General features: G+C 63.6%; 33 protein-coding genes. 31 read left to right on the forward strand and 2 right to left on the reverse strand.

All coding sequences use genetic code 11. The features are described 5' to 3' along the window. Nucleotides 1–110: 110 nt before the first annotated feature. The gene (locus NGM07_RS20000; RefSeq protein ID WP_253514916.1) at nt 111–536 is read right to left on the reverse strand and encodes a hypothetical protein; all 426 of its coding nucleotides are present in this window, start codon (nt 534–536) and stop codon (nt 111–113) included. On the opposite strand from NGM07_RS20000, the gene NGM07_RS20005 reads away from it, so the two are divergent. From NGM07_RS20005 to NGM07_RS20150, 31 genes are all read left to right on the forward strand, one after another. Then, nucleotides 529–2112, forward strand: coding sequence for a hypothetical protein (locus tag NGM07_RS20005; protein ID WP_253514917.1), 1584 nt, complete (start codon nt 529–531; stop codon nt 2110–2112). The genes NGM07_RS20000 and NGM07_RS20005 overlap by 8 nt on opposite strands. Then, a complete protein-coding gene (locus NGM07_RS20010; protein WP_253514851.1) occupies nt 2109–2513 on the forward strand; it encodes a hypothetical protein in 405 nt (134 codons plus the stop codon). The genes NGM07_RS20005 and NGM07_RS20010 overlap by 4 nt, the downstream gene beginning before the upstream one ends. Further along, entirely contained in the window at nt 2510–2992 is a 483-nt protein-coding gene (locus tag NGM07_RS20015; protein ID WP_253514852.1) for a hypothetical protein, read from the forward strand. The genes NGM07_RS20010 and NGM07_RS20015 overlap by 4 nt, the downstream gene beginning before the upstream one ends. Before the next feature lie 220 nt (nt 2993–3212). Further along, nucleotides 3213–3746 (forward strand): hypothetical protein, encoded by a 534-nt coding sequence (locus tag NGM07_RS20020; protein WP_253514853.1) that lies wholly within the window; start codon nt 3213–3215, stop codon nt 3744–3746. An 11-nt stretch (nt 3747–3757) separates the two neighbouring features. Next, nucleotides 3758–4132: a hypothetical protein gene (locus tag NGM07_RS20025; RefSeq protein ID WP_253514854.1), complete on the forward strand. Its 375-nt coding sequence runs from the start codon at nt 3758–3760 to the stop codon at nt 4130–4132. Between the two features lie 255 nt (nt 4133–4387). Continuing rightward, a complete protein-coding gene (locus NGM07_RS20030) occupies nt 4388–4723 on the forward strand; it encodes a hypothetical protein (protein ID WP_253514855.1) in 336 nt (111 codons plus the stop codon). Beyond that, nucleotides 4720–5268, forward strand: coding sequence for a hypothetical protein (locus NGM07_RS20035; RefSeq protein ID WP_253514856.1), 549 nt, complete (start codon nt 4720–4722; stop codon nt 5266–5268). Before NGM07_RS20030 ends, NGM07_RS20035 begins: the two co-directional genes overlap by 4 nt. Nucleotides 5269–5271: 3 nt before the next feature. Further along, the gene (locus tag NGM07_RS20040) at nt 5272–5466 is read left to right on the forward strand and encodes a hypothetical protein (protein ID WP_253514857.1); all 195 of its coding nucleotides are present in this window, start codon (nt 5272–5274) and stop codon (nt 5464–5466) included. Further along, nucleotides 5466–5741 (forward strand): hypothetical protein, encoded by a 276-nt coding sequence (locus tag NGM07_RS20045; protein WP_253514858.1) that lies wholly within the window; start codon nt 5466–5468, stop codon nt 5739–5741. Before NGM07_RS20040 ends, NGM07_RS20045 begins: the two co-directional genes overlap by 1 nt. Nucleotides 5742–5797: 56 nt before the next feature. Beyond that, on the forward strand, nt 5798–6283 hold the full coding sequence (locus NGM07_RS20050; protein ID WP_253514859.1) for a hypothetical protein: 486 nt from the start codon (nt 5798–5800) through the stop codon (nt 6281–6283). After that, nucleotides 6280–7893, forward strand: coding sequence for a phage terminase large subunit family protein (locus tag NGM07_RS20055; RefSeq protein ID WP_253514860.1), 1614 nt, complete (start codon nt 6280–6282; stop codon nt 7891–7893). Before NGM07_RS20050 ends, NGM07_RS20055 begins: the two co-directional genes overlap by 4 nt. After that, entirely contained in the window at nt 7890–9797 is a 1908-nt protein-coding gene (locus NGM07_RS20060) for a phage portal protein (protein ID WP_253514861.1), read from the forward strand. Before NGM07_RS20055 ends, NGM07_RS20060 begins: the two co-directional genes overlap by 4 nt. Before the next feature lie 388 nt (nt 9798–10185). Next, on the forward strand, nt 10186–10308 hold the full coding sequence (locus NGM07_RS25375; protein ID WP_256524396.1) for a hypothetical protein: 123 nt from the start codon (nt 10186–10188) through the stop codon (nt 10306–10308). Nucleotides 10309–10311: 3 nt separating this feature from the next. After that, nucleotides 10312–11895, forward strand: coding sequence for an XkdF-like putative serine protease domain-containing protein (locus tag NGM07_RS20065; protein WP_253514862.1), 1584 nt, complete (start codon nt 10312–10314; stop codon nt 11893–11895). Further along, nucleotides 11862–12035: a hypothetical protein gene (locus NGM07_RS20070; RefSeq protein ID WP_253514863.1), complete on the forward strand. Its 174-nt coding sequence runs from the start codon at nt 11862–11864 to the stop codon at nt 12033–12035. The genes NGM07_RS20065 and NGM07_RS20070 overlap by 34 nt, the downstream gene beginning before the upstream one ends. Nucleotides 12036–12050: 15 nt before the next feature. Continuing rightward, nucleotides 12051–12791: a hypothetical protein gene (locus NGM07_RS20075; protein ID WP_253514918.1), complete on the forward strand. Its 741-nt coding sequence runs from the start codon at nt 12051–12053 to the stop codon at nt 12789–12791. Continuing rightward, nucleotides 12692–13096 carry a hypothetical protein gene (locus NGM07_RS20080; RefSeq protein WP_253514920.1) on the forward strand — a complete coding sequence of 135 codons (405 nt, stop codon included), beginning with the start codon at nt 12692–12694 and terminating at the stop codon, nt 13094–13096. The genes NGM07_RS20075 and NGM07_RS20080 overlap by 100 nt, the downstream gene beginning before the upstream one ends. A gap of 14 nt (nt 13097–13110) precedes the next feature. Beyond that, complete coding sequence (locus tag NGM07_RS20085; RefSeq protein WP_253514865.1) at nt 13111–13440, forward strand: hypothetical protein; 330 nt, start codon at nt 13111–13113, stop codon at nt 13438–13440. A gap of 3 nt (nt 13441–13443) precedes the next feature. Next, complete coding sequence (locus NGM07_RS20090) at nt 13444–13821, forward strand: hypothetical protein (protein ID WP_253514866.1); 378 nt, start codon at nt 13444–13446, stop codon at nt 13819–13821. Between the two features lie 2 nt (nt 13822–13823). Continuing rightward, nucleotides 13824–14144 (forward strand): hypothetical protein, encoded by a 321-nt coding sequence (locus NGM07_RS20095; protein ID WP_253514867.1) that lies wholly within the window; start codon nt 13824–13826, stop codon nt 14142–14144. A 3-nt stretch (nt 14145–14147) separates the two neighbouring features. Beyond that, the gene (locus NGM07_RS20100; RefSeq protein WP_253514868.1) at nt 14148–14456 is read left to right on the forward strand and encodes a hypothetical protein; all 309 of its coding nucleotides are present in this window, start codon (nt 14148–14150) and stop codon (nt 14454–14456) included. A gap of 6 nt (nt 14457–14462) precedes the next feature. Next, on the forward strand, nt 14463–15329 hold the full coding sequence (locus tag NGM07_RS20105) for a hypothetical protein (protein WP_253514869.1): 867 nt from the start codon (nt 14463–14465) through the stop codon (nt 15327–15329). Beyond that, on the forward strand, nt 15326–15799 hold the full coding sequence (locus NGM07_RS20110; protein WP_253514870.1) for a hypothetical protein: 474 nt from the start codon (nt 15326–15328) through the stop codon (nt 15797–15799). Before NGM07_RS20105 ends, NGM07_RS20110 begins: the two co-directional genes overlap by 4 nt. Beyond that, nucleotides 15796–16293: a hypothetical protein gene (locus NGM07_RS20115; RefSeq protein ID WP_253514871.1), complete on the forward strand. Its 498-nt coding sequence runs from the start codon at nt 15796–15798 to the stop codon at nt 16291–16293. The genes NGM07_RS20110 and NGM07_RS20115 overlap by 4 nt, the downstream gene beginning before the upstream one ends. 40 nt (nt 16294–16333) lie before the next feature. Beyond that, nucleotides 16334–17239, forward strand: a complete 906-nt coding sequence (locus NGM07_RS20120; RefSeq protein ID WP_253514872.1) for a phage tail tube protein — start codon at nt 16334–16336, stop codon at nt 17237–17239. Beyond that, nucleotides 17239–17796 carry a hypothetical protein gene (locus tag NGM07_RS20125; protein ID WP_253514873.1) on the forward strand — a complete coding sequence of 186 codons (558 nt, stop codon included), beginning with the start codon at nt 17239–17241 and terminating at the stop codon, nt 17794–17796. Before NGM07_RS20120 ends, NGM07_RS20125 begins: the two co-directional genes overlap by 1 nt. Before the next feature lie 11 nt (nt 17797–17807). Next, nucleotides 17808–17948, forward strand: coding sequence for a hypothetical protein (locus tag NGM07_RS20130; RefSeq protein WP_253514874.1), 141 nt, complete (start codon nt 17808–17810; stop codon nt 17946–17948). A gap of 279 nt (nt 17949–18227) precedes the next feature. Next, nucleotides 18228–19490 (forward strand): hypothetical protein, encoded by a 1263-nt coding sequence (locus NGM07_RS20135; protein ID WP_253514875.1) that lies wholly within the window; start codon nt 18228–18230, stop codon nt 19488–19490. A gap of 88 nt (nt 19491–19578) precedes the next feature. Then, complete coding sequence (locus NGM07_RS20140; protein ID WP_253514876.1) at nt 19579–20076, forward strand: hypothetical protein; 498 nt, start codon at nt 19579–19581, stop codon at nt 20074–20076. A gap of 1 nt (nt 20077) precedes the next feature. Continuing rightward, nucleotides 20078–21217, forward strand: coding sequence for a hypothetical protein (locus NGM07_RS20145; RefSeq protein WP_253514877.1), 1140 nt, complete (start codon nt 20078–20080; stop codon nt 21215–21217). Beyond that, nucleotides 21218–25852: a fibronectin type III domain-containing protein gene (locus NGM07_RS20150; protein WP_253514878.1), complete on the forward strand. Its 4635-nt coding sequence runs from the start codon at nt 21218–21220 to the stop codon at nt 25850–25852. It begins immediately after the preceding gene. 21 nt (nt 25853–25873) lie between these two features. Here the strand turns inward: NGM07_RS20150 and NGM07_RS20155 are convergent, their stop codons facing one another. After that, entirely contained in the window at nt 25874–26536 is a 663-nt protein-coding gene (locus NGM07_RS20155; protein ID WP_253514879.1) for a hypothetical protein, read from the reverse strand. Between the last annotated feature and the right edge of the window lie 159 nt (nt 26537–26695).

Raw genomic sequence — 26695 nt, forward strand, 5'->3', positions numbered from 1 at the left:
ACCAGCGCGAGCTCCTCCCCGTTAGTCGCGACGACATCAGACCCATCGCTGAAGCACGTCTCGACGAGGCCCGATCTCGACTCGGCCCCGACTCACCCGAAGTCCAGATCCTACGCTGGCTCAGCGAGGAAGACGCCGAGACGTTGTCGTACAGCGCGCTCGACAGCAAACTCGCCGTCTCGACGAGCCGGCGCAGCCAGCTCCTCCACGATGACGAGCGCGGTCTCGTCACGCTCGGCCTCGCCAACGACTTCTCGACGGGGTCGAGCAAGTCCGTCGAACTCCTGCCAGCGGGAACCCGGTTCTTGGAGTGGCTCGACGCCGAATTCGGCACCCAGTCCGAACTCGATGACTGCGTTAGCGATGTGTGCAAGTCGTCCGACGATAGCCGTGTAACCCCGCGCCCGCACACGTGGGGAGGAGGGCCGCCCGGACCGCATCCGCCTACCGCGCCACCACCAGGTCACACCGCTCCCCCGGTGGGACGCGGTCGCGACGACCGCCTCGACGCCGGAGAACGGCGTCTCGGTGGTCAACTACCCCCTGCAGGAGCAGGACGACCGCGGAAGCCCCCGGTGGTACTACGACTACAACGCCGACCGGCTGGTCGTCGGTGCGGAGTTCACGAACCCGATGCAGTACTGGGTGTGTGTTGCCAGAGCGTTAGCGAGTCCGGCGACCTTCCGCCGTGTCCTGGACGATGGTGACCGTCTCGACGACACTGACGAGATCGCCGCGTTCCTCACTGAGCACAAGCACATCCTCCGGGACTCGCGGTGCCTCGGCTACCTCCCCGACGCCGTCGAGGACGGCGCCGACTACCTCGACGAACTCGAGGAGGCCGAGGAGCACCTGTGCGAACTGACGAAACGCTGGTATTCGGGGGACTACGACTGTGGTGACGCCGAGTTCCGGTCGGTCGTCACTCGGGAAGCGCTCGGCCTCGCCGGGACGATGGTCCACCTCCTGGACCTCGTCGACGTCGACGTCGTCCGGCAGGTGCGCCTCCCCCGCCAGAACGGTGGGCGTTCTGACGTACTTAAGAAGGAACAGCGGCTTACCCTTGTCAAATCCCTCGTTACCGGCGTCTCCATCCAGTCGACGTACCGTCACTCGGCAGTCTACCGCCAGCTGTTCGAGCCCCGTGACGACAAGCACGACGCGGCGATCGTCCCGACCGTCGACGCCGAGGACCCGTTCGGTCGGCTCATCGGTCGCGTCTGCATCGTCGGCGACCTCGGCCAAGAGGAGGACGCGCTCGTCGAGGATCTCCGCGACCGCCTCGGTTCGCCCGCCGAACTCCGAGAGGACGCGCCCGACATCCGAGTCCGAGTTCCAGTCGAAGCAACGGGGGACCTCACTCGGCCGCGGTTCGCGAGCGCCGTCGAACGGATGTGCTCGGCCCGCGGTCTCAACGTGACCCGGGAGACCGTCTCGACGCTCCGGCTCTTCGTCGAGACGCCGTTCGATGCGGCGAAAGCAGTGTTCGCCTTAGAAGAGGAGGACGAGCAGCGGGACATCCGGCTGTCGGAAGTCCGGTACGGCCTCTCTGAACTGGATGTCACACGGGTTCTGCCGTGGGAGACGCCGGGCGTCCGGTCGCTTGTCGCGACGCTCCTGGAGGCGAGGGGTCCGCTTGCGGTGTCGGAGCTCGTCGAGCGCGCCGACGTCTCGCGTCGGACGTGGCAGAACCACCGCGACTGGCTCGTCGGCATGGGCCTCCTGGAGGAGACGCCCGGCGGCTACCGGCTCGTCCTCTCCTTCAAGAACGACGAGGAGCGGTACTGGGACATCCGACCGTGGTTCGTTCGCGTCGACGGCGAGGACGAGCTGCCGTTCGAGGTCGCGGTGCGAAGTCTCGCGACCGAGTTAGCGGTCGGCCTTCCCGACGGTGAGCGAGGTGAGGCCCTCCGCCGGGTCCAGGGCTGGCCGATGGATCTCGACGCTGTTCGCGAGCACTGGCCGCGCATCGAGTCGTGGCTTCGAGTCCTCCGAGCGGTGACCGCGGCGCCGGGAAGCCGTGAGGTCGAGACTCCGGAACCGGTGGTGTTCGGATCGTCGTCCGGCCAAGTGAGTCTCCAGCAGTCGGTCGAGGGAGGTGCGTCGGCGTGACTCTCGAGGGACGGGTCTGGCCGTCGACAGTAGTCAAGTCGGTGTGCTATGAGCTCGGCGCAGCAGACCGAGAACACCCAACGGAACTCGCGGTTGCCCGAGAGTTCTGCAAGTCGGAGGAGGCGGACTTCGAGTCGTTGGAACCGAAGGACTGGCTGCTTGCGGTGTTCGCGAGCGGCGGGGAGATCTGCCTTCGAATCGACGAGATCCCTGAGGTCGCGTACATCGGGTACGAGGACCAGACGCTGACCGCGTCGGTCTACAACAACGTGTTCCTCCGGCGGAGGACGACAACGCTGGACAGCGAGGAGGCAAAGGAGTTGATTGAGCGGTTCACGCCACAACTCACCCTTCGGCGGAGCACTCCCTTCGGTGATGGTGAAGGTGGTGAGTCGGCGTGAGGCCGGATTCGAACGCGCAGGCGTTCCGAAAGCTGAAGGACGATATCGGGGAGAACCCGGCTCAGTTCCTCGACCGGCCACTCCGCAGTGATGGCGAGCTCCCGCTGATGATTCGGGACCGTATCAAGGGCATCGACCGGTTGGCGGTCCTCCACGCCTACCGCGCGGTCGAACGGAAACTCCAGCGGGGGAAGGATATCCAGAACCTGCCGGACTCCGTCGACCCCGACGCGCTCGACTTCTACGAGCACGACATCGAACCGGGACGCCAGCGAGTGTTGGACGCGCTCGACGCTCGCCAGCAGTACCTCGAAGAGCACGGCGAGCGCAACCTCCCCGACTGGACTGCGGAGGAGCGCCGGGAGCGCGCTGTCAAGTTGTACGAGGGGTCGGGGAAGAACGAGCGGAGTACTGAGGAGGAGTCGTTGTCGGCGTCGCAGAAGCTGGCGCGGATGCGGTCGGAGCGAGGTGAAGCCTGACCATGGCGTTTCGCCCAGTGAAAGCTATTCGTGGTAATCTGGCTGACAACGTAAGCAAATTATCGAGAAAACTTATAATGTTACGACCGCCACGAGTTATCTGTACCAGCCACCTACCACAACACCGAGACAAAGCCACCCTCGCGGGACGCCCCACAACGGGGCGGATGACCCCGAGGGAGACAGCCTGCGGTTTCTCCTCCTTCGACGGTGACATACGATGAAGGGCCAGGATGCAATCTGTCCGGAGAGCGGCGCCCGTCTCTCGGAAGACCGACATCCGGACGAGCGCCGTCGCCCCTATCGAGCACCCGAGGACGAGAGTGGACTGCTCACGACCGGCGAACACTGCTCGTCGAGAGGCGCGCTCATCACGTTCTTCCGACGCACCCACCGCGGCATGCACGACGGCGACCTCGACCGCAACCTGCTCCGGCGAGCCGCGCTCCACCTCTACCAGCTCAAGCGAGCAAGCGACGCTCGCGACGAATGGATTTGGTACGCGCTCTGCGAGCGCCTCCACCGCGACGGCTACGACGTCGCCTGGATGCGCGCCGTGGTCGACCCCGTCTGCCCGCACTGCGGGAGTGAGCTCACCGCCGAACTCGCCCCACGCGATGAGGTTCTCCCGAAGTGCGGCGCCAGCTGCAGAGGAGACCAATTCCTCGCGGGCGATATCGCCAACGCCATCCGCAGGACGTTCAACCAGGCGTTCGACAAGCACGTCGAACGCGGCCACCTCAAGATCGCGTAACCTTCTCAGCGATGTCCACCGACACGCCCACCCCCGAGGTTCCACGAGAGCCGAGTGCGTTCCACCCGTCAATCCACTTCGGCCAGCAGACGACGGACGCCGGCACCGACCGGAAGCGCCACCTCGACGGCGAGATCATCGACGGCTGCATCGAACGCGGTGACCGTCGAAAGCGAACCGACAGCATCTACTGGCTACGAGAGACGTTCGACGCCGTCACCTATCGACTCGTCGTCAACATCGACGACAACGAGGTGATTACGGGCTACCCCATCGGCATCGACCCGAACGCTGCTAAACAACTTGGAAGCCGTTGGACGGACGACCAAGTCGAGGATATTCTCCACTTCATTCGGACCGACCCACGGACTGAAACAGACCAGTAGTCCCGATGATGCGCGCGGCCAGTCTGTCATCCACCCCTATCCAACTCAGTTCGTCCTCGCGACGCCGTGTGCTGAGGGACTCTTTCGATACACGAACCCAGTCATGCAACGCCAGCCACCGATCGAACTCGCGCTCGGAGCACCACTCCAAGTCCGCGAGGAAGGCGACGTCACTGTCGTCGGCATCCGCGACTCGACCGGGTGCTGGTGTGAACTGAAACGGATTCACGAGTAGACCCCAGCATCGAACCCATCATGAGTACGAAACAACCCGTCTGGTTCTGCCCGACGGAAGTCATCGACCACAACTGCGAAATCGCCAGACACATGGACATCCGCGCATGGAAAGCCCTTAAAGCAGCGTTCATCTCCACCCTTATCCTCGGCCTCGCCGGCTACGCGATCCACCGAGGAGCCGACCCGACCAGCATCGCACTCGCCGCGCTCGCGATTACCGCGCTGCTCAACGGCGTTGAACTCCGAGAACTGGCCGCTGTCAAGGGCATCCAGGTCGTCCGCGAAGGCGACCCGGCCAACAAGACCGAGACCGACGAGAAGACGGACACCCAGCGATCGGAGTCGAAGCGATGAACGTCGACCACGTCCTCACCCTCGCCAACTCCCCGCTCGCCCAAGCGGTCGCGGCGCTGCTCGTCGGACTCCTCGGCACCGTCCACCGCTACCGACAGACCGGTAAAGTTCCGCTCGCCGGCGTTCCGTGGCGAGCCCTCCGCCGAGTGATCTACGCCGGTCGCCGGCGTTGGTTCACCGTCGAGCGTCCGACGGTCGACGCAGCGCTCCGCCTCGTCGACAGGCCCGTCGAGGACGTCCGCGCGACGCTCGCCGAGCAGTCCTACAACCCCGGTTGGTTGCTCTCTTACCACTACTACGGCGAGGACCTCAACGCCAGACGGTACTTCTACGACCCGACGCGGCCACACCCGCACCGTCAGCTCCACATCCGGGGCTTCAAAACCGGCGAGGGCGTCGAGCTCGTCGCCCACGAAGAGCCGGCGCCGGAGCATCACCCGCGAGCGCACCTGAAGGAGGTCGACATGCACGACGCGACCACGTGGGTCCACGAGAACTGGGATTCGAAGAACCTCGACCCCCGCGGCTTCGAACGACACACCTGACCGATGACGTACATCTACGAGTGCGACGGCTTCTGCGACGAAGGACCCCAGGACCGGCCAGCGCTCACCGCGGAGTTCAGCGAGCAGTGGTTCAAAACAACCACGTACGGCGACCACCTCAAAGAGCACGGGTACGAGCCCGGAGACCTCGTCACCCTCTGTGGCGAATGCACCCGCCAACTCCTCCTCGACTTCTGATGACCTCCGACCCTGAGTTCCGCGACCGCCACCGCCGTCGACTCCACGCCGATCGCGCTGGCGAACAGTGCCCTCGCTGCGGACGCTCGCTCGACACCGCCGACCGCGTCGACGACCACCACCACGACGGCGACCCCACGAACGGCCACCCGAGCAACCTCCGGAAGCGCTGCAAGAACTGCCACCTCGGCGGCGAGCACGACCGCGACGTCGAGACGAAACAACCCCGCGGTCCACGCTCGGGCCCACGACGTCCCCGCACGTCGCCGCGGTGACCCCATGGACCCCCACCAACTGACGGATACCCCATGGACCCCCTCGGAGGACTCAAATGACTGACCGAAACTACGGCGAGCACGGGCGCTGCGAAGCGACCGCGAAGTCCACCGGCGAGCGCTGCAAGAAGTCAGCGATCGGCCCGCACGGGAAGTGCGACTCCCACGGCGGGAAGTCGAAGAAAGGCGCCGACCACCCGAACTACAAGCACGGTGCGTTCAGCAAGTACTTCCGGTCGGACCTCAGCGAGCGCGAAGAGGACGCGCTCGCCGACATGCTCGACGCAGTCGACGACCCCGAGCAGATCAAGGACGTCCTCGCAGAGGTCGCGTTCGAGCACCTCGTGAAGGGCAAACGCTCGGGCGACCCGCGGTTCACGCGAGAGGCCCGCCAGCTGCTCGCAGAGTTCAACATCGTCGACAACACCGACCAGCTCGAAGTCGACGCGAACGTCGACGCCGACCACTCGCTCGACGAGGGCACGAAGGACATCATGCGGGAGGTCCTCCGACGCCGTCGTGAGGATGGTGATTCTGAATGAGCATCGACCCGAACAGTGCGCTCGCCGAGTTGGACCCGGACCAGCAGGCCGAGCAGATCTGGCGTGACCTCGAAGAGCCCGAGCGGCGCCGGGAGGTTCTCAACCCGTTCGAGGATTGCCCGTGGGAGGAGTTCCTCAACGAGCTCACGTACGGGTACATGCAGGGCGAGCGCGACGACTGGATCCCGGTCGCCGACGTCCACCTCGACTGGGTCGAGCGCTTCCGGTCGGACAAGGACGTCGGCCTCCTCGCCCACCGTGACAGCCTGAAGACTACGGCCACGCTCGGCATCGTCATCGCTCACCTGGAGTACATCGACGGGTTTCGCGCGCACTGGATTACGAACACCCAGGGCCAGGCGCACAAGAAGGCCGACACCGAGTTCTGGAAGCTGGTCGAGCGGAACTCCTGGCTGACGAACCTGAACAGCCAGCCGGTCCAGGACACCAAGGAGGTCAAGGAGTTCCAGAACGGCTCGGTGCTCCACGCCGGTTGGCTGTTCGGCGCTATCGAGGGCGACCGGTCGCACCTGCTGATTCTCGACGACCTGATCAAGGAGCACGGCGACGGTGAGACGGACAACGTCCTCACGTGGATCGAGGGCGTCACCGTCCCGATGGTCAAGGACTCGGGGAAGACCGCCATCATCGGCACCCGCAAGCGCCCGGACGACATCTACAGCCACATCGCCGACCGCGAGGCGTACGACTTCACCGAGTACCCAGCCATTCTCGACGTCTGGGACCAAGAGTTCGGGGACGACGACAACTGGGAGGAGCGCCGGCCACCCGAGGACCTCTACACGGAGGTCGACAACCCGCTCTCCGAGGGCGGGGACACCGTCCGCGTCCTGTGGCCGGAGGCACGGGGGCCGCAGTACTTGGCGGACAAGTACGCCCAGATGAGCCCGCACCTGTTCTGGCGGGAGTTCTGCATGGTCATCATGGGCGCGAGCGGGAACCTCATCGAGAAAACCGACGTCGACCAGCTCGTCGACGACGGCGGCTGCTCCATTCGGAACCAAGTCCCGCCTATCAAGATGACGCCCGGCGCCGGCGAGGCGACCGTCGTCGCACACGACCCCGCGCAGTCGTCGACCGGCGACAACGCGGCGTTCGTCGTGTTCCACGTCGGTCGCGACGGTCGACGTCGTCTCCTGGACGCGCACGCCGAGACGGGGATGAAGCCCAGCGCGATCCGGGCGAAGCTCCTCGACCTCGACGACCGGTACGACCCGGCGATGGTCGTCATCGAGTCGAACGGGATGCAGCAGTACGTCGCGAACGACGCCATCGAGTTCAGTGCGTCGCTGCGGTCGAAGGTCACGGGCATCCCAACTACGGGCAAGAAGCACTCGTGGGAGAACGGCATCCCGCGGCTCCGGACGCTCGTCGGGAACGGCGGCATCCAGTTCTACCGCGGCCACGGTCCGACGGAGGACTTCATCCAGGCCGCGCTCTCGCTCAAGCTCAAGGATGGGAAGCTCTCGGGCCACACGCCGGACCTGATTGCGGCGTGGTACATGGCCGAGCAGGGCATCCGCCGGTTGGAGGGCATGGGCGCGCTCGCCGGCGACGACGATGACACTTCAGGAATTTCATACCTATGAGTAAGAACGAATCCGACAGCGATGGCTCGAAGGTGTCGCTGAACGTCGAGGGTATCGGGTCAAACCAGACCGCTTCGAAGGCCGAGAACAGCACCCAGCTCGCCGAGCGCCGCATCCGTACGCTCGGCATCGGCATCAAGCCACCGTACAACCCCGACCGGCTCGCCGCGTTCCTCGAACTGAACGAGACGCACGCCACGTCGGTCCGCAAGAAGGCGCGCTACGAGGTCGGGTTCGGCTTCGACATCGTCCCGCACGAGGACGTCGACCCGGACGACGCGAGCGAGGACGAGCGCGAGACGGTCACCGACTTCTGGCGTAGCCGGGACTCCCGGTGGCTCACCGGCCCCCATCGGTCGGCGGAGCCGACGACGCCCGAGGAGGTGAAGGAACTCGCCCGCCAGGACTACCACTCGATTGGCTGGGCGTGTCTGGAGATCCTGGCGAACGCGGAGGGAGAACCGGTCGGGCTCGCGCACGTCCCGGCGAACACTGTCCGGGTCCGGAAGCCCCGGGCCAGCGAGGACGACGAGCGAGCGATCGGCCATGACGCGCCGAACGACGACCTTCGAGCCCGCGGGTACGTCCAAGTCCGGAACGGCCGCCGGCGTTTCTTCGGCGTCGCCGGCGACCGGTACCGCGGCCAAGGGGACGACGACCGCGAGCCCATCTTCGTCGACAAAGAGAACGGCGACGTCGCGAAGGGGAGCGCGGAAGCGCTCGACAACGGGCCGGCGAACGAACTCATCTTCATCCGCAACCCGAGTCCCCTGGAGCAGGACTATGGCATCCCCGACTGGGTGTCCGCTATCCGGACGATCTCCGCGGACGAGGCGGCGAAGGACTACAACCGCGAGTTCTTCGACAACGACACCATTCCCCGCCTGGTCATCAAGGTGACTGGCGGAGAGCTCTCCGAGGAGTCCAAGCGCGACCTCCGCCAGATGCTCTACGGCCTTCGCGAGGAGTCTCATCGAACGGTCGTTCTCGAGGTCGAGAAGTTCCAGTCCCACCTGGACGAGGACGTCGAGATAGAACTCGAACCGCTCGGCCAGGGTATCAGCGAGGAGATGGACTTCCGGCAGTTCCGCGAGAAGAACGAACACGAGATCGCGAAGGTTCACGAGGTCCCGCCCATCCTCATCGGTGTGACCGAGACGTCGAACCGGGCGAACTCGAAGGAGCAGGTCCACGACTTCGCGACGAACATCATCGCGCCGGAGCAGCACAAGTTCGCCGAGCGGCTCTACCAGATCATCCACCAGAAGGCGTTCGGCGTCTCGGACTGGACCATCGAGTACGAGCTCCGCGGCGCCGACCAGCCGAAGGAAGAGGCCGAGGTCGCTCGCCGGAAGATCCAGGCGGTTCGGGGGGCGATTCCGGTCAACCGGGCGCTGGAGATGGTCGGCGAGGACCCGCTCCCCGAGGACCATCCCGTCGACGGCCAGACGCTCGTCGCGGACGTCGGCAGCGACACCCAGCCAGTCGGTAGCGGGACACCGTCGGGAGGACCCGAGCAGGTGCGCGCCGCAGCGGCGCCGCCCGAGCACAACAAGATCGGCGAGCGCGACTGGGCCGACGTCAAGGCCGACCTGGTCAGCAAGGACCCGATCGAGCAGACGAAGTTCAACAGCTCGAACCTCGACGAGGGCCTCTACGACTTCGGCGAGCAGGAGCTCTTCCTCTCGTTCAAGCGCGAGGAGGGACAGAACTCGCTGTACGCGTACGTGAACGTCCCGACGACGGAGTGGGCGGGCCTCGTGAACGCCTCCAGCCACGGGAGCTACCACTACGACTCCATCCGACTGGAGTACCCCTACGTGGAGATCACGAACTTCCACGACCGACTGCCCGAGGGCCCGGCGCCGGACTCGGAGGACGTCCCGGACGACATTCCTGCATAGGTTTCATCAATGTAAAGACCTCGACCGTCTGGTGCCGACACGGGTCACCACAGTTCACTATTCTGGAGCTGTTCCCAGAGCAAGTTGATTGCTCGCAAGATCTGTTCAAAGGGTATCTCGGAGGATAAGAACTCCCAAATCAGGCGGATTACGATTTGTTGAACCAGATCCTCCAAGGATGGTAATACATCTAAGAATCTGCTAAAGGCATCAGCAGCTTCACTCGGTGTTGATATTCCGTAATTCGACCCGTAGTTCTGCCCATAACCCATATGAAGTGTAGCTATTCTGTAACCACTTAACATATCGCCCAACTGCCGATGATCCAGGGAGCGACCCGACTCCCCTGTGTGAGGTTCGACCGGGCTGAACTGACTTTTCGACCACCATGACGGAAAAAGACATAGCGCGCGGCGAGAAGCGCGGCGTCCTCTCGACCGGTCGAGCCCAAAAGCTCGGGAAGACCAAGGACGCCGACGCAGACGCCGACGACGAAGATGAGGAGGGCTGAAACATGCCCCCCGTGAATAAGTCCGACAAGTCGACCCTCCGGAAGGACGTCGACTTCGTCGCGAAGGACGACCAGGAGCAGATCGCCACCGGAATCGTGATGGTGCCCTGGGCGGTCGACCTCCAGGGCGACTGGGAGCGACCGGAGACGATCGCCCAGTTCGCCGAGCAGTTCGAGAACTTCGAGGCGGTCGGCGAAGCCGGCGGCGGCGTCATGCACGCCGTGTTCCCCGACGAACACGCCTCGCTCGAACGCAACGAGGTCCTCGACGAAGCCACGGACATCGGTGGCACGACCGCCCCCGAAGGTGCGTGGGTTCAGAGTTGGAAGTTCGAGGACGAGGAGCTCTGGAGCCTCGTCGACGACGGCATCCTCGAAGGCTACTCGATCGGCGCCATCAACGTCTCGTGGGATGGCCCGATGGAGCAGGACGAACTCCCCGACGAGGTCTCCCTCCCTGACGACGCTCCCGAGGACGCCCTCGTATGGGAGCTCGTCGACGGCATCATCCGCGAGGTCTCGGCCGTCGACATCCCGGCGGTACCAGACGCTCAGATTCTGGAGACGAAGGCCGACGCCGAGAAGCGACTCGCCGACCACCTCGGCAACCGCGACGGCTTCATCGAGGAAGCCCAGCAGCGCGGTCACTCCGATGACGAGGCCGAGCGCCTCTGGGAGTACCTCAACCGCGCGGTCGACGTCGAGGGCGCGGGCGAGCCCGGCTCGAAGGGCCTGCTCGCGTCTGCAGGAAAGGCGTTCCTCAGAGTACTCTCCGGGACCGATGACGACAAGGCGGTGTCCGAGGCCCCGGACCGCGGTCGCGAGAAAGACGCGGGCGGCTTCGAGGCGGACATCTTCCGCGTTGTCGCCCCAGAGGACAAGGCCGAGAACTACGAGGACGAGGTCCTCGGAATCGGGGTCGACTTCCCGAACAGCGACGTGTACGTCGACTGGCGAAACGAGGTGTTCCCGGACGAGCTGGACGAGCCGCACGTCAGCATCTACGGGAGTACCAGTGACCTCGAACAGGCGACCGGCAACACCACTGAGCAGATGGACACGCTGAACGCGAAGGCAGCGAAGACGCTGTTCGGCGCATCCGGCCTGCAGGTGGACCCGATCGACAAGGAGGGCCGCACGCTCTCGACGGCGAACCGCCACCGCCTGTATGCCACCATCGACGCCAGTCTGGATGTCCTCCAGGACGCCGGCGTCGACCACGGCATGACACGATTCACCGATCGCGAGGACACGACCTTCGATCTCTCCGAGCACAGCGCCCGGACGTGGGCCGACGACGGCGACGAAGACGAGGACGACGAGAACGAGGACGAGGAGGTAGAGAACGACAAGAACGCCGCCGGCGGCGACACGCCGGACGACGAGAGCGGCACGGAGACCGCTGACGACATGACCAACGAGAACGACACCGAGCCCCCGAGTGGGCCAAGGAACTCCAGGAACAGCTCACCGAACAGTCCAAGCGCATCGACGACCTCGCCGACACCGACGGCGACGAGGGCGAGAAGGATGCCAGCGACGACGTCGACCCGATGGAGGACGCGCCCGAGTGGGCGAAGTCCCTAAAGTCGGACATCGACGAGCAGGCCGAGCGCATCGACACCATCAGCCAGCAGTCCGGCTACAGCGACCAGCTGGAAGCCTCGGCTGAAACGGACGAGAACGACGAAGACGGCCTCACCGCGATCGGGAAGGCGCTGTCCTAACGGAGCGATTTCTACATGGGAACGAACACCACTATCGACGCAGTACGGCAGCAGAACCAGCAGGCGACTCTCTCGCAGAAGGACATCGGGCTGACGGAACTCGACGGCTTCCAGCTTCCGAGCGCAGTCACCGAGGAGTTCCTCGACCGGATGCAGAAGGAGGTCAACATCCTCGGCATGGCGGACACCATGACGCTGGCTCGCCTCGAGCAGGAAGTCCCGCAGTTCGGTGTCCCGCGACTCTCCGGCCACGCTCGTGCCGAGGAGGCCTCTCGGACGACGAACTCCGCGGCGGAGTCGGGCGAAGTCAAGTTCAACGCGACGGACCAGTCGTACTACATCCTCGTCGAGCCCAAGCGCGACGCGCTGAAGAACACGCACTACGGGCCCGACCAGTTCGGCGACTACATCATCGACCAGTTCGTCCAGCGCTGGGGCAACGACATCGGCCTCATCGGCATCCGCGCCGGTGCATCTGCGGCAACCTCCAGTCCATCGGCGGTGCGGCCGAACTCGACACCACGTGGAACGGCTGGCTCGCCATCGCAGAAGGAAGCGACTCGGCGTCGGACCGCATCGGCCTTGAGGACACGGCCGACGCGGAAACCAGCACGATGCCGCAGGTCGATATGGCTGGCGCGTCGGTCGACACGCAGATGTTCGACGACACAATCACGACGCTCGACTCGCGGTTCCGCGACCCCGACCGTGTCAAGTTCCTCTGCAACCCCGACCAGGTCCAGGCCTACACCATGAGCCTGACCGAGCGCGAAGACCCGCTCGGCTCGGCGGTCATCTTCGGCGACTCCGACATCACGCCGTTCAGCTACGACGTCGTTGGCGTGAACGGCTGGCCGACCAGCTACGCGATGCTCACGGACCCCGAGAACCTTGCGTTCGGGCTCTTCGAGCAGATGGAGCTCGACCAGACGACGGACACCGACAAGGTCCACGAGAACCGGCTGCACTCCCGGAATTGGCTGGAGGGCCAGTTCGACTTCCAGATCAAGCGGATGCAGGCCGGCGTGCTCGTGAAGAACATCGCGGACCCGGCGGCCTAACGGAGTAATCTGAGATGACACTCTACACCGAGACTGACGAGCACGGTACCGAGTACCTTGTCAGCACCAACGGAAACGCCGAGCACCGGCTCCGTCTCGACGACCACGAACGCCAGGAGATCCGTCGAATCGCAGACGACCTCGACGACGACGATGGACCTGAAAAGGGCGACCTCGGGACGTTCGTCGACACAGACGGGGCAGAGCACAATGCAGTCGTGACCAAGGTCTGGGACTCGAACACCGTCAACCTGGCCTACACCGTCGACGGTGGCGGAATGACCGAAGCGACCAGCGTCACGCTCGACTCGGAGACGTACGCGTTCGAACCCGGAGGCTGGTAACCGATGGCTGGACCAACCACCAACGCAGAGATCCGTGAGCGCTACGAGAACGGCAAGCATCTCGCCGATGGTGCGGTGGGCAACGTGGTCACCGACAGTCCGGCGAACGCCGCAGACACGGTGGTCGGCGCCGACACGGACGTTCACGTCGTCACTGCGGACGGGACGAACACGGTCGACCTCAGCGGCGCCGCGGAGGCTGGCCGTGTGGTCACCGTCGTCCACAACGGCGGCGCGGCTACGCCGACGCTGTCGTTCACCGATGCGGACTTCGTCGGGACGGGCCCGGCGAACATCACGAGCGCGGGCGCGACTGCGACCGTCTGCAACGTCGACGGAACCGCCAGCGGCTGGGTCGTCATCGCGACCGGGAGTGCCTGACCATGCCACGAGTTGAGAAAACCGACGGTGGCCTGGTGTACCTCCGGCCGCTCGACCGCCGATTCGAGATCGGAGATCAGGTGGACGTCGACGAGGAGATGGCCGCGTACCTCTGCGAGGAGCGCGGCGACTTCGAGTACGTCCGCGACATCGAGGCACGCGCCGCCGAGGTCAAGGAGTCGCTGGTTGATGAACCAGCGTCCGACGAGGAGGAGACCACCGAAGGCGAAGACGGATCCAACACCTGCGACGTCGTCAAGTCCGACGGAGAGGTGTGTGGTCGAGACCTTCCCTGCGCGTACCACTCCGACGAGGAGGCCTAATCCATGCCGGCGTGGGACGCCAGCACCGTCCTCGCGACCTCGAAGACGTTCGGTGCGTCCGAGACAGTGTCCGCCTCGGTCGACGGCTACCACACGCCCGCGGTCTGCGTCGCGCTGGAGGGACTCAACGGGAACGCCGACGACACGATCACCATCGAGATCGTCGGCGACGCGGGGACGTACGATGTCGACAGTCGGACGCTCAACGCGACCGGGTCCTACGTCGTCGACGTCCCACAAGCCGACACCGTCCAGCTGACGAGTGCGAACGGCACGACCATCAGCGCCGAAGTGCGGAACAACCCGAGGTAGTGAGTCATGCCAACTGGGTACTGTACCGTCGAGGATGTCCGCCGAGCGCTGCGAGAAGCATCACTCCCGGGTGACGTCGAGCAGGACCGCAACATCGTACTCGACGCGATCACGTCGCAGACCGAGTGGCTGGAAAAGACCATCAGCCGGCACTGGTACATCCCAGGTGGTATCAGCGAGGACTCGGACAACCTCATCCCGACAGGCCCGAACTCTCGCGACGACGAGCACGACATCCCCACGCACGGGGCGCTCGTCGACGGTGCGAGCGAGCGCGAACGCTTCCGGTACAGCCGGAACAGCGACGCACTACTCGAAGCCGGCCCTCGCCACGACCGCCAGCGCTGGCAAGACCTCCGCCGCGAGCCGAAACAAGAAATCCGGCTCTCGACCGGCAACATCTACGAGGAGGACATCCCGGCCTACACTCGGATTCGGCTCGCACGGAAGGACGTCAAGGCGATCACCGAACTCTCGGTCGTCAACAAGAAGGGCGGGTACGACGACTGGGTCGCCTCCAGCGACTACACCGGCGGTGTCGGCAACCAGCACCGAGGTAAGGACTACTGGGTGCGCATCAACAACGGCGGCGTCTCCGAGCTCTATCTGAACGTCCACTCGATAGACGACGATATCCCGTCGCTGTCGAACGCCGTGTACGCCGCGCTCGATTACGGCCACGAGGGCATCCCCCGGAACGTCCGGCGAGCGGTCGCATTCTTGGCCGGGTCTGATCTGGTCGAGGAGGCCGTCGTGGAGATTCCGCAGAACGCGACGGTGTACAACATCGAGACGAAGGCTGACGAGATGCGGTCGAAGGCCGAGGAACTGCTCGATGTCTACCACGAAGGCAACCTGGGAATCAACCAATGAAGCTCGACAGTAGCTTCGAGGACGATCTCCGCGAGGCCGTCTTGGACGAGGCTGAACACGAACTCATAGGGAAGCAAGGTAACCTCGTTCACGAAGCCGTCCAGTTCACCCACGACCGCCTCCGCGAGTACGGACGGGAGTTTGACTACCGAGTCGACTCCATCATCGACAGCTTCGGCGGTGTCGAGGTAGATCGGTCCGCCAACCGGCTCACCATTCGGTGGGGCTGGACGCACGAAGCGATGGTCTATCTCGAGTTCGGCACGAGCGACCACACCATCGAGGGTGACCCCGTGCTCTCGTTCGTCTGGGAAGAGCGCCACAATCCACCGGAGTGGGTTCGTGAAGAGTTCGACCAGGAGGGCAACGGCTACCGCGTGTTCCTGCCAGAGGTCGAGGTCGCTGGCGTGAAGGAGACGCGAGCAGCCCGGGACGCATTGAACTGGCTTCGTCGGGAGGTCCAGTCATGAGCGCTCCGGAAGTCGAGTGGGTACTCACCCAACTCGGTTCCGTCGTTGGCTCGCTCACCACGCCCCTGAAGCGAGTCGACCGCGACGAGAGCAAGATCCTCGATGGAAGTATTCGGTCGCGGACGGCCGAGTTGGAGAAGGCGAATTACGTCGGTGCGACGCTCTCGGATGTTACGAGTCAGCCGATCGGGACGGAGTACGACCACTCGCGGGAGGCCGTCGTCGGTGTTCGCATTGAAGGCCTCACGCACCGCGAGTTCGGGTACGTCGACCCGAACGGCAGTAGCGGCATTCCGTTCGACAACGACGGCGGGCTCGTCTCCCGTGTCCGGGATGCACTGCTCGTCGAACGGACGTATCCGAACGCGGGCGGGGCGAACGTGACGTACACCGACTTACGGATTACGAACGAGGCGCCGCAGTCGAGCAACTACGCGGATTACTATCGCACCGACTTCGACGTCGTGTTCAACGGTTACGAAGACCTACCATGACCAGAACCAGCAGTACCCCACCTGACGGAGGCACAGCACGATGACCGGCGCCGGAACCAGCACGGTCGCGTACGGCATCGAATCGAGTTTCATGGGGTCGGTGGTGGACGACGACACCGACTCCTCGCCGGACTACTACCTGCCAGGCAAGAACGTCACCATCGAGGAGATCGAGCTGTCGAACCAGCTCCAGCGCATCCGCGACCCCGATAGCGTCGAGTCGGTCGAGAGCATCGAGGGCAACCTCGAAGGCGCGTTCTCGGCGTCGTGGATCGCGAAACACTGGAACCATCACAACTTCATCTTTAACGACGCCGGAACCGGGTTTGCACCGGGGCTCGCCGCGTCGTCACGGTGGTATCTCGGTATCGACTACCTCACCGGGACCGCGGAGCGCGAACTCATCGGTGTCGTACCCACGCAGTACCAGATTCGGTACGAGCAGGGTGGTCCGGTACGCGTCAGCGTGACCTGCATCTACGCCGACGAGAAGCTCGCGACGAGCATCACCCCGTCGACCATCGAGGACCCCGGAACGGTCTACCAGTGGCACGGCACGTCGCTCGACGTGAATACGACGACGCAGGCGAAGCTTCAGTCCTCGACGCTCCAAATTAGCAATATCGCCCGCTTCCAGCGTGGGTCCGGCCGAAAGCCCATCGACGCGGTCATCGCGGCGCCGGAGGCATCGCTGTCGGCGGACACGACCATGACCGAGACGGACCAACTCGCGCTCGCGTACGGTGCGGCCGGCTCGACCGCGCCCCAGGACTCCGTCGGCGGTGTGTCCGCTTCGTTCGCGGTGACGAACGGCGGCGGGACGACGAAGACGTTCAACCTCTCGGAGGTCACGCCAGACACGTACAACTGGAGCGACCTCGTCAGCGCGGAGAACGACATGAACGAGAATCTCGACTACCAGGTCAACGGGGTGACGGTCGCGTAATGCCGCTTCGAACTGAAACCATCGAGTTCGCCGAGGAGATCCAGCGACTCGAAGACGAACGCGAAGAACTCGCCGAGCAGCTCGCCGACCTCGACGACGACAACCCAGTCGTTCCCGAGCTCGCGCAGCGCGGCCACGAAATCGACACTCACCTGAAGGGGCTTCGATGGGCGCGCGACGAAGCACACACCGACACCGTCATCTCGAACTGGACGACGCCTGCAGAGCACGTGACTCTCGCTGGCCTCACCGGCGGTGAGTTCGGCGCCGTCGAGGACACGCTCGTCTCGGAGGCCGCTGCTCGCGGGCAGAGTAGCCCCGGAGATGGTGCGACGCGCGTCCATCTCGTCGCCAAGGGCACGGTGGACGCCCCATACCTCCCGGACGAGGATGACGAGAAGAAGACGGTCGCGGCGGTTGCGCAACTCCCGATTCCGTTCTTGAAGTGGGCGGAGGCTCGCGTCGACGAGCTCACGTCGGTCGGGGAAGAGGAGGGAAACTCCTTCGGGCGATTAGTAGCGGAGAAGCGAGCGAAGAAGACGTCGACCGACAAGTAGCTCTCGACTACGTGAAGGCGCTGGCCTTTCATCGTGGTCTTGATCCGCGCATCGTCGAGGAGCTTCCGTGGCGAACCATCGAGTGTTACCTCGTCGTCCACGACCTCCTTAACGCTCAGGAGGTGTTCGCGGCGTTCGGAGAGGGTAAATGATTAAACCATCGGGAAATCAAACACGTCCCAATGGATATAGAAACCGCTCGCTCGGTTAAATTAGACCCTCGCGTTTCGAAGGCACTGGAGTACGCATCCTACGGTTTCCTCCTTCTGGCGATTCTTCCAGTTATTGACGGGAACTACGTGAATGCGGCCATGCACGCGGGAGGTGCCCTCTTACTGTACCAGACCAGTCAGTATCGGCTGGTAATCCATACTCTCCAGTCTGAATAGCTCCCCGAACGGTTCGGGTGAAGTAACGGCCGTTTTTCAATCATGACAAGCTTCAGCACTAAGAGCCTCCTGCAAGTCGAGGTAGAGAAATCCTCGCTTCGAGATGCTCGAAAAGAGATTCAGAGCGGAATCGGAGACGTCACCGTCCAGGTGGACGCATCGTCGGCGTCGTCCCAGCTGGCGAACGCGGGCGGCGGTGACGCGGTCGAACGAGCATCCCGGGAGCGAGCGATGTCGCGGCAGTTGCTCGACGCCCAGACGGACGTCCTCTCGGGGCTCCGTGAGGACCTCCAGGAGCGTCCCGTCCTCGACGAATGGGAGATCGAGCATGACCTTAGCCGGACCCGGAACGATCTCCTTCGGGAGCTCCTGGAGGTAACCGAGAAGGGGAACCTTCGCGGTCGTGCTGGGGGTGGAGGTCTTGGCGGGATGCTCGGTGGAACGCTCTCGATTGCGAGCCTGATCGGGAAGGTAGGCGCGTCGGCGCTTATCACTGGCACGGTCGGTATCAGTGGCCTCATCTCGGGAAGCATCGGCGCCTACGAAATCGTCTCTGGGACCGTCAAGTCGGTAGACCTCATTTCAGGGACCGTCAGCGCGACGGACCTTATCACTGGGATCGTTCCTGCAGCGGACATCTTGAACGGGACCGTAGGTATCGCGTCATTCATCACAGGGACTATCACCATCTCCGAGTTCATCAAGAAGGATAGCAACGGAGACGACGGCGGTGATGCGGCCCCACCGCCAACACCGAACGAGTGGCCTGGACCTGGACCCCATCCTGGCCTCGGCCGGCCGGACAGATCCCCGGCGGTCACTCGTCCGAACGATGGCGGGCGCAGTAATCCGAGCCTCGTCGACCAGCTCCTCGGGACAGGGGCAGCGACTGCCTCCGTCTTGTGGAATACTCTTCCTGGAAACAATGCCGTCGAAGGAGCAGGACGGTGGGCAATGGACAATCCAGGGAAGGCAGCAGGCGCCGCCGGCCTGGGACTCGCTGCTGGCGGCCTCGCGCTTGCTGACGGTCCTCTTCCGTTCGGTGAAATGGCCGGAGGAGCTCTCCTCAGAGGTAGCGGTCTCCTCGCCTTGAGCGGCAGTGCAGGCGCGAAGAACGGGAGAGATACGAGAAGAAACAAAGCACGAGAACGGAAGCAGCAGCGCCCGAAGGTCGAATACTCGCCAACCTACAACGTCGACCTCTCGGAGCTGAAGCGGAAGCAGCGGCGGGAGACACGGAAATTGGAGCGCCGTGTGAAGAAGCTCGAAAAGGAGTTCGACGGGAACGGATCCTGGAGGAGATAGCATGGTCGAATCGAACGTAGCTCTCGAAATCGATGCCGACGTCGACGGAGACGGAACGAAAGAAACCGGGAGGTTCGAGTTCAAATCGGTGGACGTCGAGGAGTCCATTCGAACGGGCTACCTGATAGACAGCGCTGGCGATAACCTGTACGCGTTCTTCGTCGGTCTCCTCGACGATGGCGCATCAAAGCGAAAAGGAATCAGTCTCGACCAGGGCGGCGGTCAGCACGTCTTCGAGATCGACTTCATGGGCTGGACCGGTGAAACCGGCCAGTGGGGATCCAGCCCGGACCCCGCTAAGGGGCCGAACAAACGCACGGCAACGGGAGCGGATCGTATCACCCGAATGAACGTGTTCATGAACTACCTCCGGGTCGGCCAGACGGACAGTATCACGCCTGCCCGCTTCGAGTATGGCCAGTACACCCCAAACGGATTTCTCGACGATCATCTCGACGTCGCGGTCGAGAGTCCGAACATGGTCCCTCCAAAAGACGAGTCGAGCATCTTCGATGGAAGCCTCACGGTCGTCGAAATCGCGGACCTGAACGACGTGTTCGACGGAATGCAACAGACCGAATCATAACATGACCGACCTGCTTTTGTACGCGCTCGCTCTCCCAAGGGCGGGCCAAACCCAGACCGAACAGCAGCAGCGCCAGAACCTGAGCAAACACGGCCTCCTCGACAACGACTCCGGCGTGGTCCAGCATGTGAGTTCTGAACCCGGAACGCGGGCGCTGTCCGGCGTCTACCGGGGGAAGTACGCGGAGAAGATGGCGTCGGAACTCGAAGAGCTCGCAACCGCAGCGGGCGACAGCTCACTCCCGCTTGCGGGACGTGGGACGTCGACGCCGATGGACGGCTACTACTCGGTCGAGGAAGCAGACGTCCGACCGGCAGATCCGAAGGCTCAGAACCTCTATCGGTATCGGTTGTCGCTCGCGAAGGACGGGACCCGAGCATCGCGACGGCGCGCGATCTCGACGACGGTGGTTCAGGTCGAGAACGACCTCGGGAACGACCAGACCGCGCTCGTCGGCGTGCCGACCGCAGCGGAGGACGTCCGATGGAGTGACTCGGAGTCCAAGCAGACCGAGGCGGTCGCGGTTGTCGAGACCCGGAGCGCAGAGCTCGGTGATGTAGACGTCGTCGACGCGAAAGCGAGTTCGTTCACGAACCCGACGCTCGTCTACGACGTTGACTACACCGCGGAGGCGGATGTCGACGTTCGGGTCTGGGATACCCAGGGTCACGGCTCGAAACTTGACGGAGACGGCTATCTGCAGTGGAAGAAGGTGTTCTCGACGAGTCACGATTTCTCCGGAAATCCGGTGTGCGATAACGGCCTCGTCCGCCTCACGTTCGACACCGCGGCGAACTCACTCGCGGTCGAGGAGTGGGACTCGTCGACGAGCACCTGGTCGGCGGTCGCGCTCGGCACGTCGAACTGGGAGCTCGCCGGTCTGGACGTCACGGAGATCGGGCTCGCGAGCATCGAGGCGCAGGTCCGATTCGAGGATCCGAGTCAGTCGCCGACCGCAGAGTACTATCTGAACATGAGTCTGAAGCGGGGTTGGGAGTGGCCGCTCTGGACGGTGCCGGAGAACGAGACGCCGCCGACGCCGTCGGGGCTCCAGGATCTCCTCGCGCCGGTCGCGTCCGGTTCGGATTATGATCCGCAGGAGGTTCAGACGCTGGTGGATCGATCGGAGGTGCGAAAGTAGATGGTCGTCATCGACAACTTCGAAGACGGGGACACCTCAGCATACACGCAACACTGGAACGACGAAAAATTCAACGCCAGCACGAGTCGTGTCTACAGCGGGACGTACTCCGGCCACGTAAACGCCGACACAGACGGCGGGGGCATCTACTATTCGTCCAGAGGACTTCCCAATTACCCGCCCAAAGGCTCCACCTTCTCGGGATACTTCAACCACGCCGGGCAATATAACCGCCTGGGGGTACTGTTCGGCGGCTCCTCTGTCAACGGCTGTTACGAGGTCCACGTCACCCCGCAGTATGACAACATCTACATCTTCGACCGCACAGGGAGTTCGGTCAACAGTCGCACCATGCTTGCTTCTGCAAACGCGACCATCCCGGATACGCATGGATGGTTCAAGATAGAAGTCGACTGGCAGGACACGATAACGGCCCGAGTCTACAACCAGTCCGGTGCGCTCGCTGGGGAAGTCTCCGTCACAGACAGCAGGTATTCGACCGGCGGGTTCGGGTTTTACTTCGAAGGAGGGTCCAGCAACGTCAATTTCTATACGGACTACTGGACGTATTCTGCGCCACCGGCCGCACCGTCGAACCTCGCCGCTTCCGCGACCGCGGACGACGTGTCGCTCTCGTGGGACGACAACAGCAACAACGAAGACGGGTTCCGGATAGAGCGTGCCCACGACGGGTCGGGATTCAGCGAAATCGCCACCGTCAACGCGGGGGTGACGACATACGATGATCCGAACGTCCTCGACGGCGAACTGTACACCTACAGAGTCAGGGCGTACAACGCCTCCGGCACCTCATCGTATTCGAACGAGGATTCGGCGACGACCAGTCTGTCCGCTCCGTCCGGGGCGTCCCAGACCGTCGACACCCCGACCGCTATCACGCTCAGCTTCACGGATAACACCGACAACGAAACCAGCTTCCGAGTCGAGAAGTCCGTCGATGGCGGTGCATGGACCCACGTTACGGACCTCTCGGCGAACACGACAAGCCAACAGTTCACCGTCTCGAAGAGCGCAGACACCTTCCAGTGGCGGATTCGTGCGGAAACCGAACACACCACCAGCGGATGGGCGACGACCGGGACGGCCGCGACGGACGGCTCCGGGCTGACCGCGACGGTCGCGAGCGGCACCAAAATCGACCTCGGGTGGGATGCGAAACCCGACGCCGACGAGTACCACCTCTACCGGGCGCAAGCATCCAGTTCGTCTCTCGCTGACTACACCCAGATAGCGACTATTGCGGCTGGAACCACAACACACTCGGATACCGGATTGGAGTCCGGCGAGGAGTACCACTACCGCCTCGCACCGGTCTACGGCACCACGGAAGACAACCCGTCGGTCAACGTCGCTGCGACCACCTCGCTCCCAGCGGCGTCGGGGGTCACGCTCGACACGTCGACCCAGAATGAGATCGGTGTCAGTTGGACGCGGAACGACAACTCCAGCGACGGCGTCTGGGAGATCTATCGGTCGACCGATGGCAGTCTGGGGACGCTCCAGACGACGATCTCGACGCTGAGCACCACCTCGTGGACGGACACTCCCGTCCCCGACGGTGAGAAATACTACTACACGATTCGGCGTGTCACCGACCATGCGTCGGCGGACTCCTCACAGGTATCGGCGACGACCATCCTCCCCGCGCCGGTCATCGACTCACTCACGGTTTCCGGGGACCAGTTCGAAGTCGCATTCCAGGACCGGAGTGACAACGAGGACGAGTTCCGCGTCTACCTCCGACCGACAGGGACGGCCTCGTGGACGTTCGACGGGACGGCCGCAGCAGACGCGACGTCCTACACGACTACGAGCCAGCGCGACGGTGAGGAGTACGAGCTGAAGGTCGCCGCCTATACCGAGGATGCTGAATCGGATTCGGGCGTGGTGACCGCGACGACCGACCTCCCCGACGCCCAGACGCCAAGCCTGGACAACGGGATCGAGGACGAGATCACCGCGACATGGCCGGACGTCATCGACTACGGGAACTATCGGTTGAGGTACCGTCAGACTGACGTGTCGACGTGGACGGACTGGGGGACCGTCGGTGAGGCGATGACGTCGGCGACGATTCGGGGGCTCCCGGACGGCGAAGAGTTTGAGGTCCAGCTTCGGACGGAAACTGAGCACACCCCCGGGACGTGGACGGCGAGTGCGACGGTTGTCACGGCATTCCCCACGCCGACGAATCCGGCCGCGACCATCACGGCAGCGCTCACGGCCGAGGTCACCTGGAGCGAACAGTCCGACAACGAGAACGGCTTCCGCATCTACCGAGCTCGAAAGTACGACTACGGCTGGGGGCCGTGGATGGAGGTCGGCGAGGTCGACCCGAACATCACGTCGTTCACCGACGACACGCTAAGTCCAGGGAACGACTACAGGTACAAGATCGAGGCGTTCACCGAGGACGCCACGAACGAGTCGGCGGCGACGAACACGGTTTCGACCGCGTCGAGCGGCGTCCCCCGTGAGCGAACGGGCTCGAAGGGCTATGAGGTGAAGGTCGAGCATCCCTCTGGGCAGGCGCTTCGGCCGCAACTCCTCGACGATCCACAGTTCACGCCGGCGCTCAACGACTACCCCCGCATCGAGATCCCCGTTCCCCGAGACGAGAAGTGGCAAGGCGAGGCGTTCGAGGAAGCTCCGCTGTCGGTCTGGAAGGACGGCAGGATTCTCCCGATCGACCAGCTCATCAACGTCCGGATGGAGCCCGGTCGAACCGTCTTGGAGGGGCGTGGCGGGAAGGAACTCGATGACCGCGTGCAAGCAGAGTTCGACAACCACGAAGCGCATCTGGCGGCGAAGGAGCTCGGCCAGAATAACACGAGCTACGCGATGCATGTCGACGACCCTTCGACGTCGACGCGGTCGGATACGGTGATTCAGGAGGCGTCGACGCAGTCGGAGTTTGAGAACTTCGTCACGATTCCGTCGGACCAGCCGGCCGAAATCGTCGACGGTGGCGTCCAGACGAAGCAAACCGCTTGGCACCTGGAGGCGTGGGGCGACTCGACGGAGTTCGATGGGACCGCGCACACAGACGTCGACTGGAACGTCACCAGCGACCTGTCAGATACGGCCGGCAACGCCATTGAACTCTCCAACGACGGGAATTACGTCGAAGCCCAGTTCACGCCGGCCTACGACATCCCTGCCGGACAGGCCAGCGGATGGGTCCGGTTCGGGAACCCAAACGGGATTAGCAACGGCCCGCCCCTCAAGGCGACCATCAACGGTGAGCAATTCGCTGGCACCTCCGAGGGGTTCAGCATCGGCGAGAACTGGACGAACCAGACCGGGACCATCTCATCGCCACTGAACGCCGGGGAGACATGCACGATTCGCGTCAAGATTGAAGACAGCACGCCGTCAAGCCAAGACTGGAGCGAATCGGCGTTCGTTGATATCTTCGGCGGGTTCGACGGCAGGTACAACTACTTCTTCGACAACGACGCCCTCCCCAACCATAGCCTGAACGGGCCGGAGAGTCATCCAGACGCCCTCCCGATCGAGTTCGAGACGACGACCACCGCGTTCAACGTGACGGGCGGCCGGGTCGAGGTGTCGATGGACGATACCTCGAACGGCCAGGCACTCGCGTTAAGTAACGACGAGGGAACGACCTGGGAGACGGCGAGCAACACATCGAGCTTCGAGACGAGCTTCCCGAACACGGGGACATCGCTGACCTTCCGGGTGACGCTCAGTCGGTACGGCACTCGGAATAGCCCGACGCCGATGGAGGGATTCAACACCCAGCGCATCGAGAGCTTCACCGTCTACGGCGACCTCGAGGATACGCCGATTTTGGACGGCCAGAAGTACGACGACTCGCTGAAGTCGGTGTTCAACCAAATCGCCAACTACGGCAACTTCATCTGGGAGCTTCAGCGCGACCAGAACGGGTGGTCGGTCGAGTGGACCGAACCTGGACTGAGGACTGCCGACAGCGACACCGCGCTCGTCGATTACTCGGTGCAGAAGAACGTCGAGTCGAAGTACCTCAAAGCCGTCATCAAGGGCGCGGCTCGCCCTGTCCGCGGGGATGACTTTACGTCGAGTTATGATAATTGGTTGCCGCTGAACCATTCGAACTTGGTGCCGACCACGGAGATCGTCCGGGACTTCTCCACTGGGGGGACGTTCACCTACGGGACGGACTACGAGCTCGACCGCATCAACGGCCGTATCAAGGTACTGAGTACTGGGAGCATGTCCGACTCGACGGACTACGAGATTGACTACCAGTACAAGGTGGAAGGGTCGTATACGGCGGAGACTGCGGGGAGTGACCCGCCGGAAGTTATCCGGACGATCCCAGAGTTGGCGACGGAGCGGGCGTGCCAGCATGCGGCGCTCTATCTAATTCAGCGAGTTCAGGAGCCGCTCTGGAGTGCGACGGTCACCATCCCGAAGGATGATGCAGGCCTGAGTCTCGTCGACGACCTCTCCCTCGACGGACTGCCTACCCAAGGGGAGCGGATGGTCGTGCGAGAAGTTGAGCAGTCGCCCGAGCAGGTCGTGCTACGGCTTGGTTCGCGGCAGTCGGTCGGCGAGGTCATCAACGATATCCAGTCACGGATTTCGTCGGTGAGCAAGCGGGTGTAGCCCCCGAGGACAACCCCTGCCTCAGGCTTTTGTGATGGATTCGACCGAGGCGTCGTGGGAGACGAGTGTCTCGTACTTCGAAAGTGCCGGCGTGCCGAGACGCTCTTCCAGGGTATCGTACGCACCGACGGTGTACGTCTCAATCCTCGTTGGTGTATCTCCATTCCCCCACTCCCACTCGCCTTTGACCGTCACTCGGACCGCAAAGTCGTTGTCGTTGTTCAGGTCGACACCGTAAATTGTTCCCGGCACGGCTGTGCTCTGAACGACCCAGAAGGAGACTTCGACCTGGCTCTCCGGGTCAGGAGTCGTCGTCGGAGTGGGAGTTGGTTCCTCAGTAGTCGTTTCCGTGGTAGTTGGTTCCGGCGTTGTGGCCGTCTTCTCCGTAGTCGTCTCGGTCGTCGTCGTTGTGGCTTCGGTGGTCGTCTCAGTAGTCGATGTCTCGGTCGTCGAGGTTTCGGTGGTCGTCTCGGTGGACGTCGGCGTGGTCGCGGTCGGTTCTGCTGTCGTCGCTGTCTCCGTCTGTGCAGAGGCGGCTTGCAGGCCACTCTCGCCCGCGATCGTCGTTTGGGGTTGCGATGCAGATTTGGACTGCTGAAAGTACTGGTTACCGACTACGATGCCGCTGCCGCCGAGGGTGCCGGCGGCGAGAGCGGCGATGACGTTCCGTCGATTCTCGTCCATGTTTCATTTCAGAATCCCGTAATTATAATGCTTCCCCCACTATCGAAGGTTGAGAAAAACCGCGTACGAGTTCGTCGCCCCTCCACGTCGCCCTTTCTCTGAGGACTGCTTCACCGACGGGATACGGCGTCACGACGAGAGCGCGCTCCCGTAGGACTT

The sequence above is a fragment of the Halorussus vallis genome (genome assembly GCF_024138165.1).
In the GTDB taxonomy this organism is placed as follows: Archaea; Halobacteriota; Halobacteria; order Halobacteriales; family Haladaptataceae; genus Halorussus; species Halorussus vallis.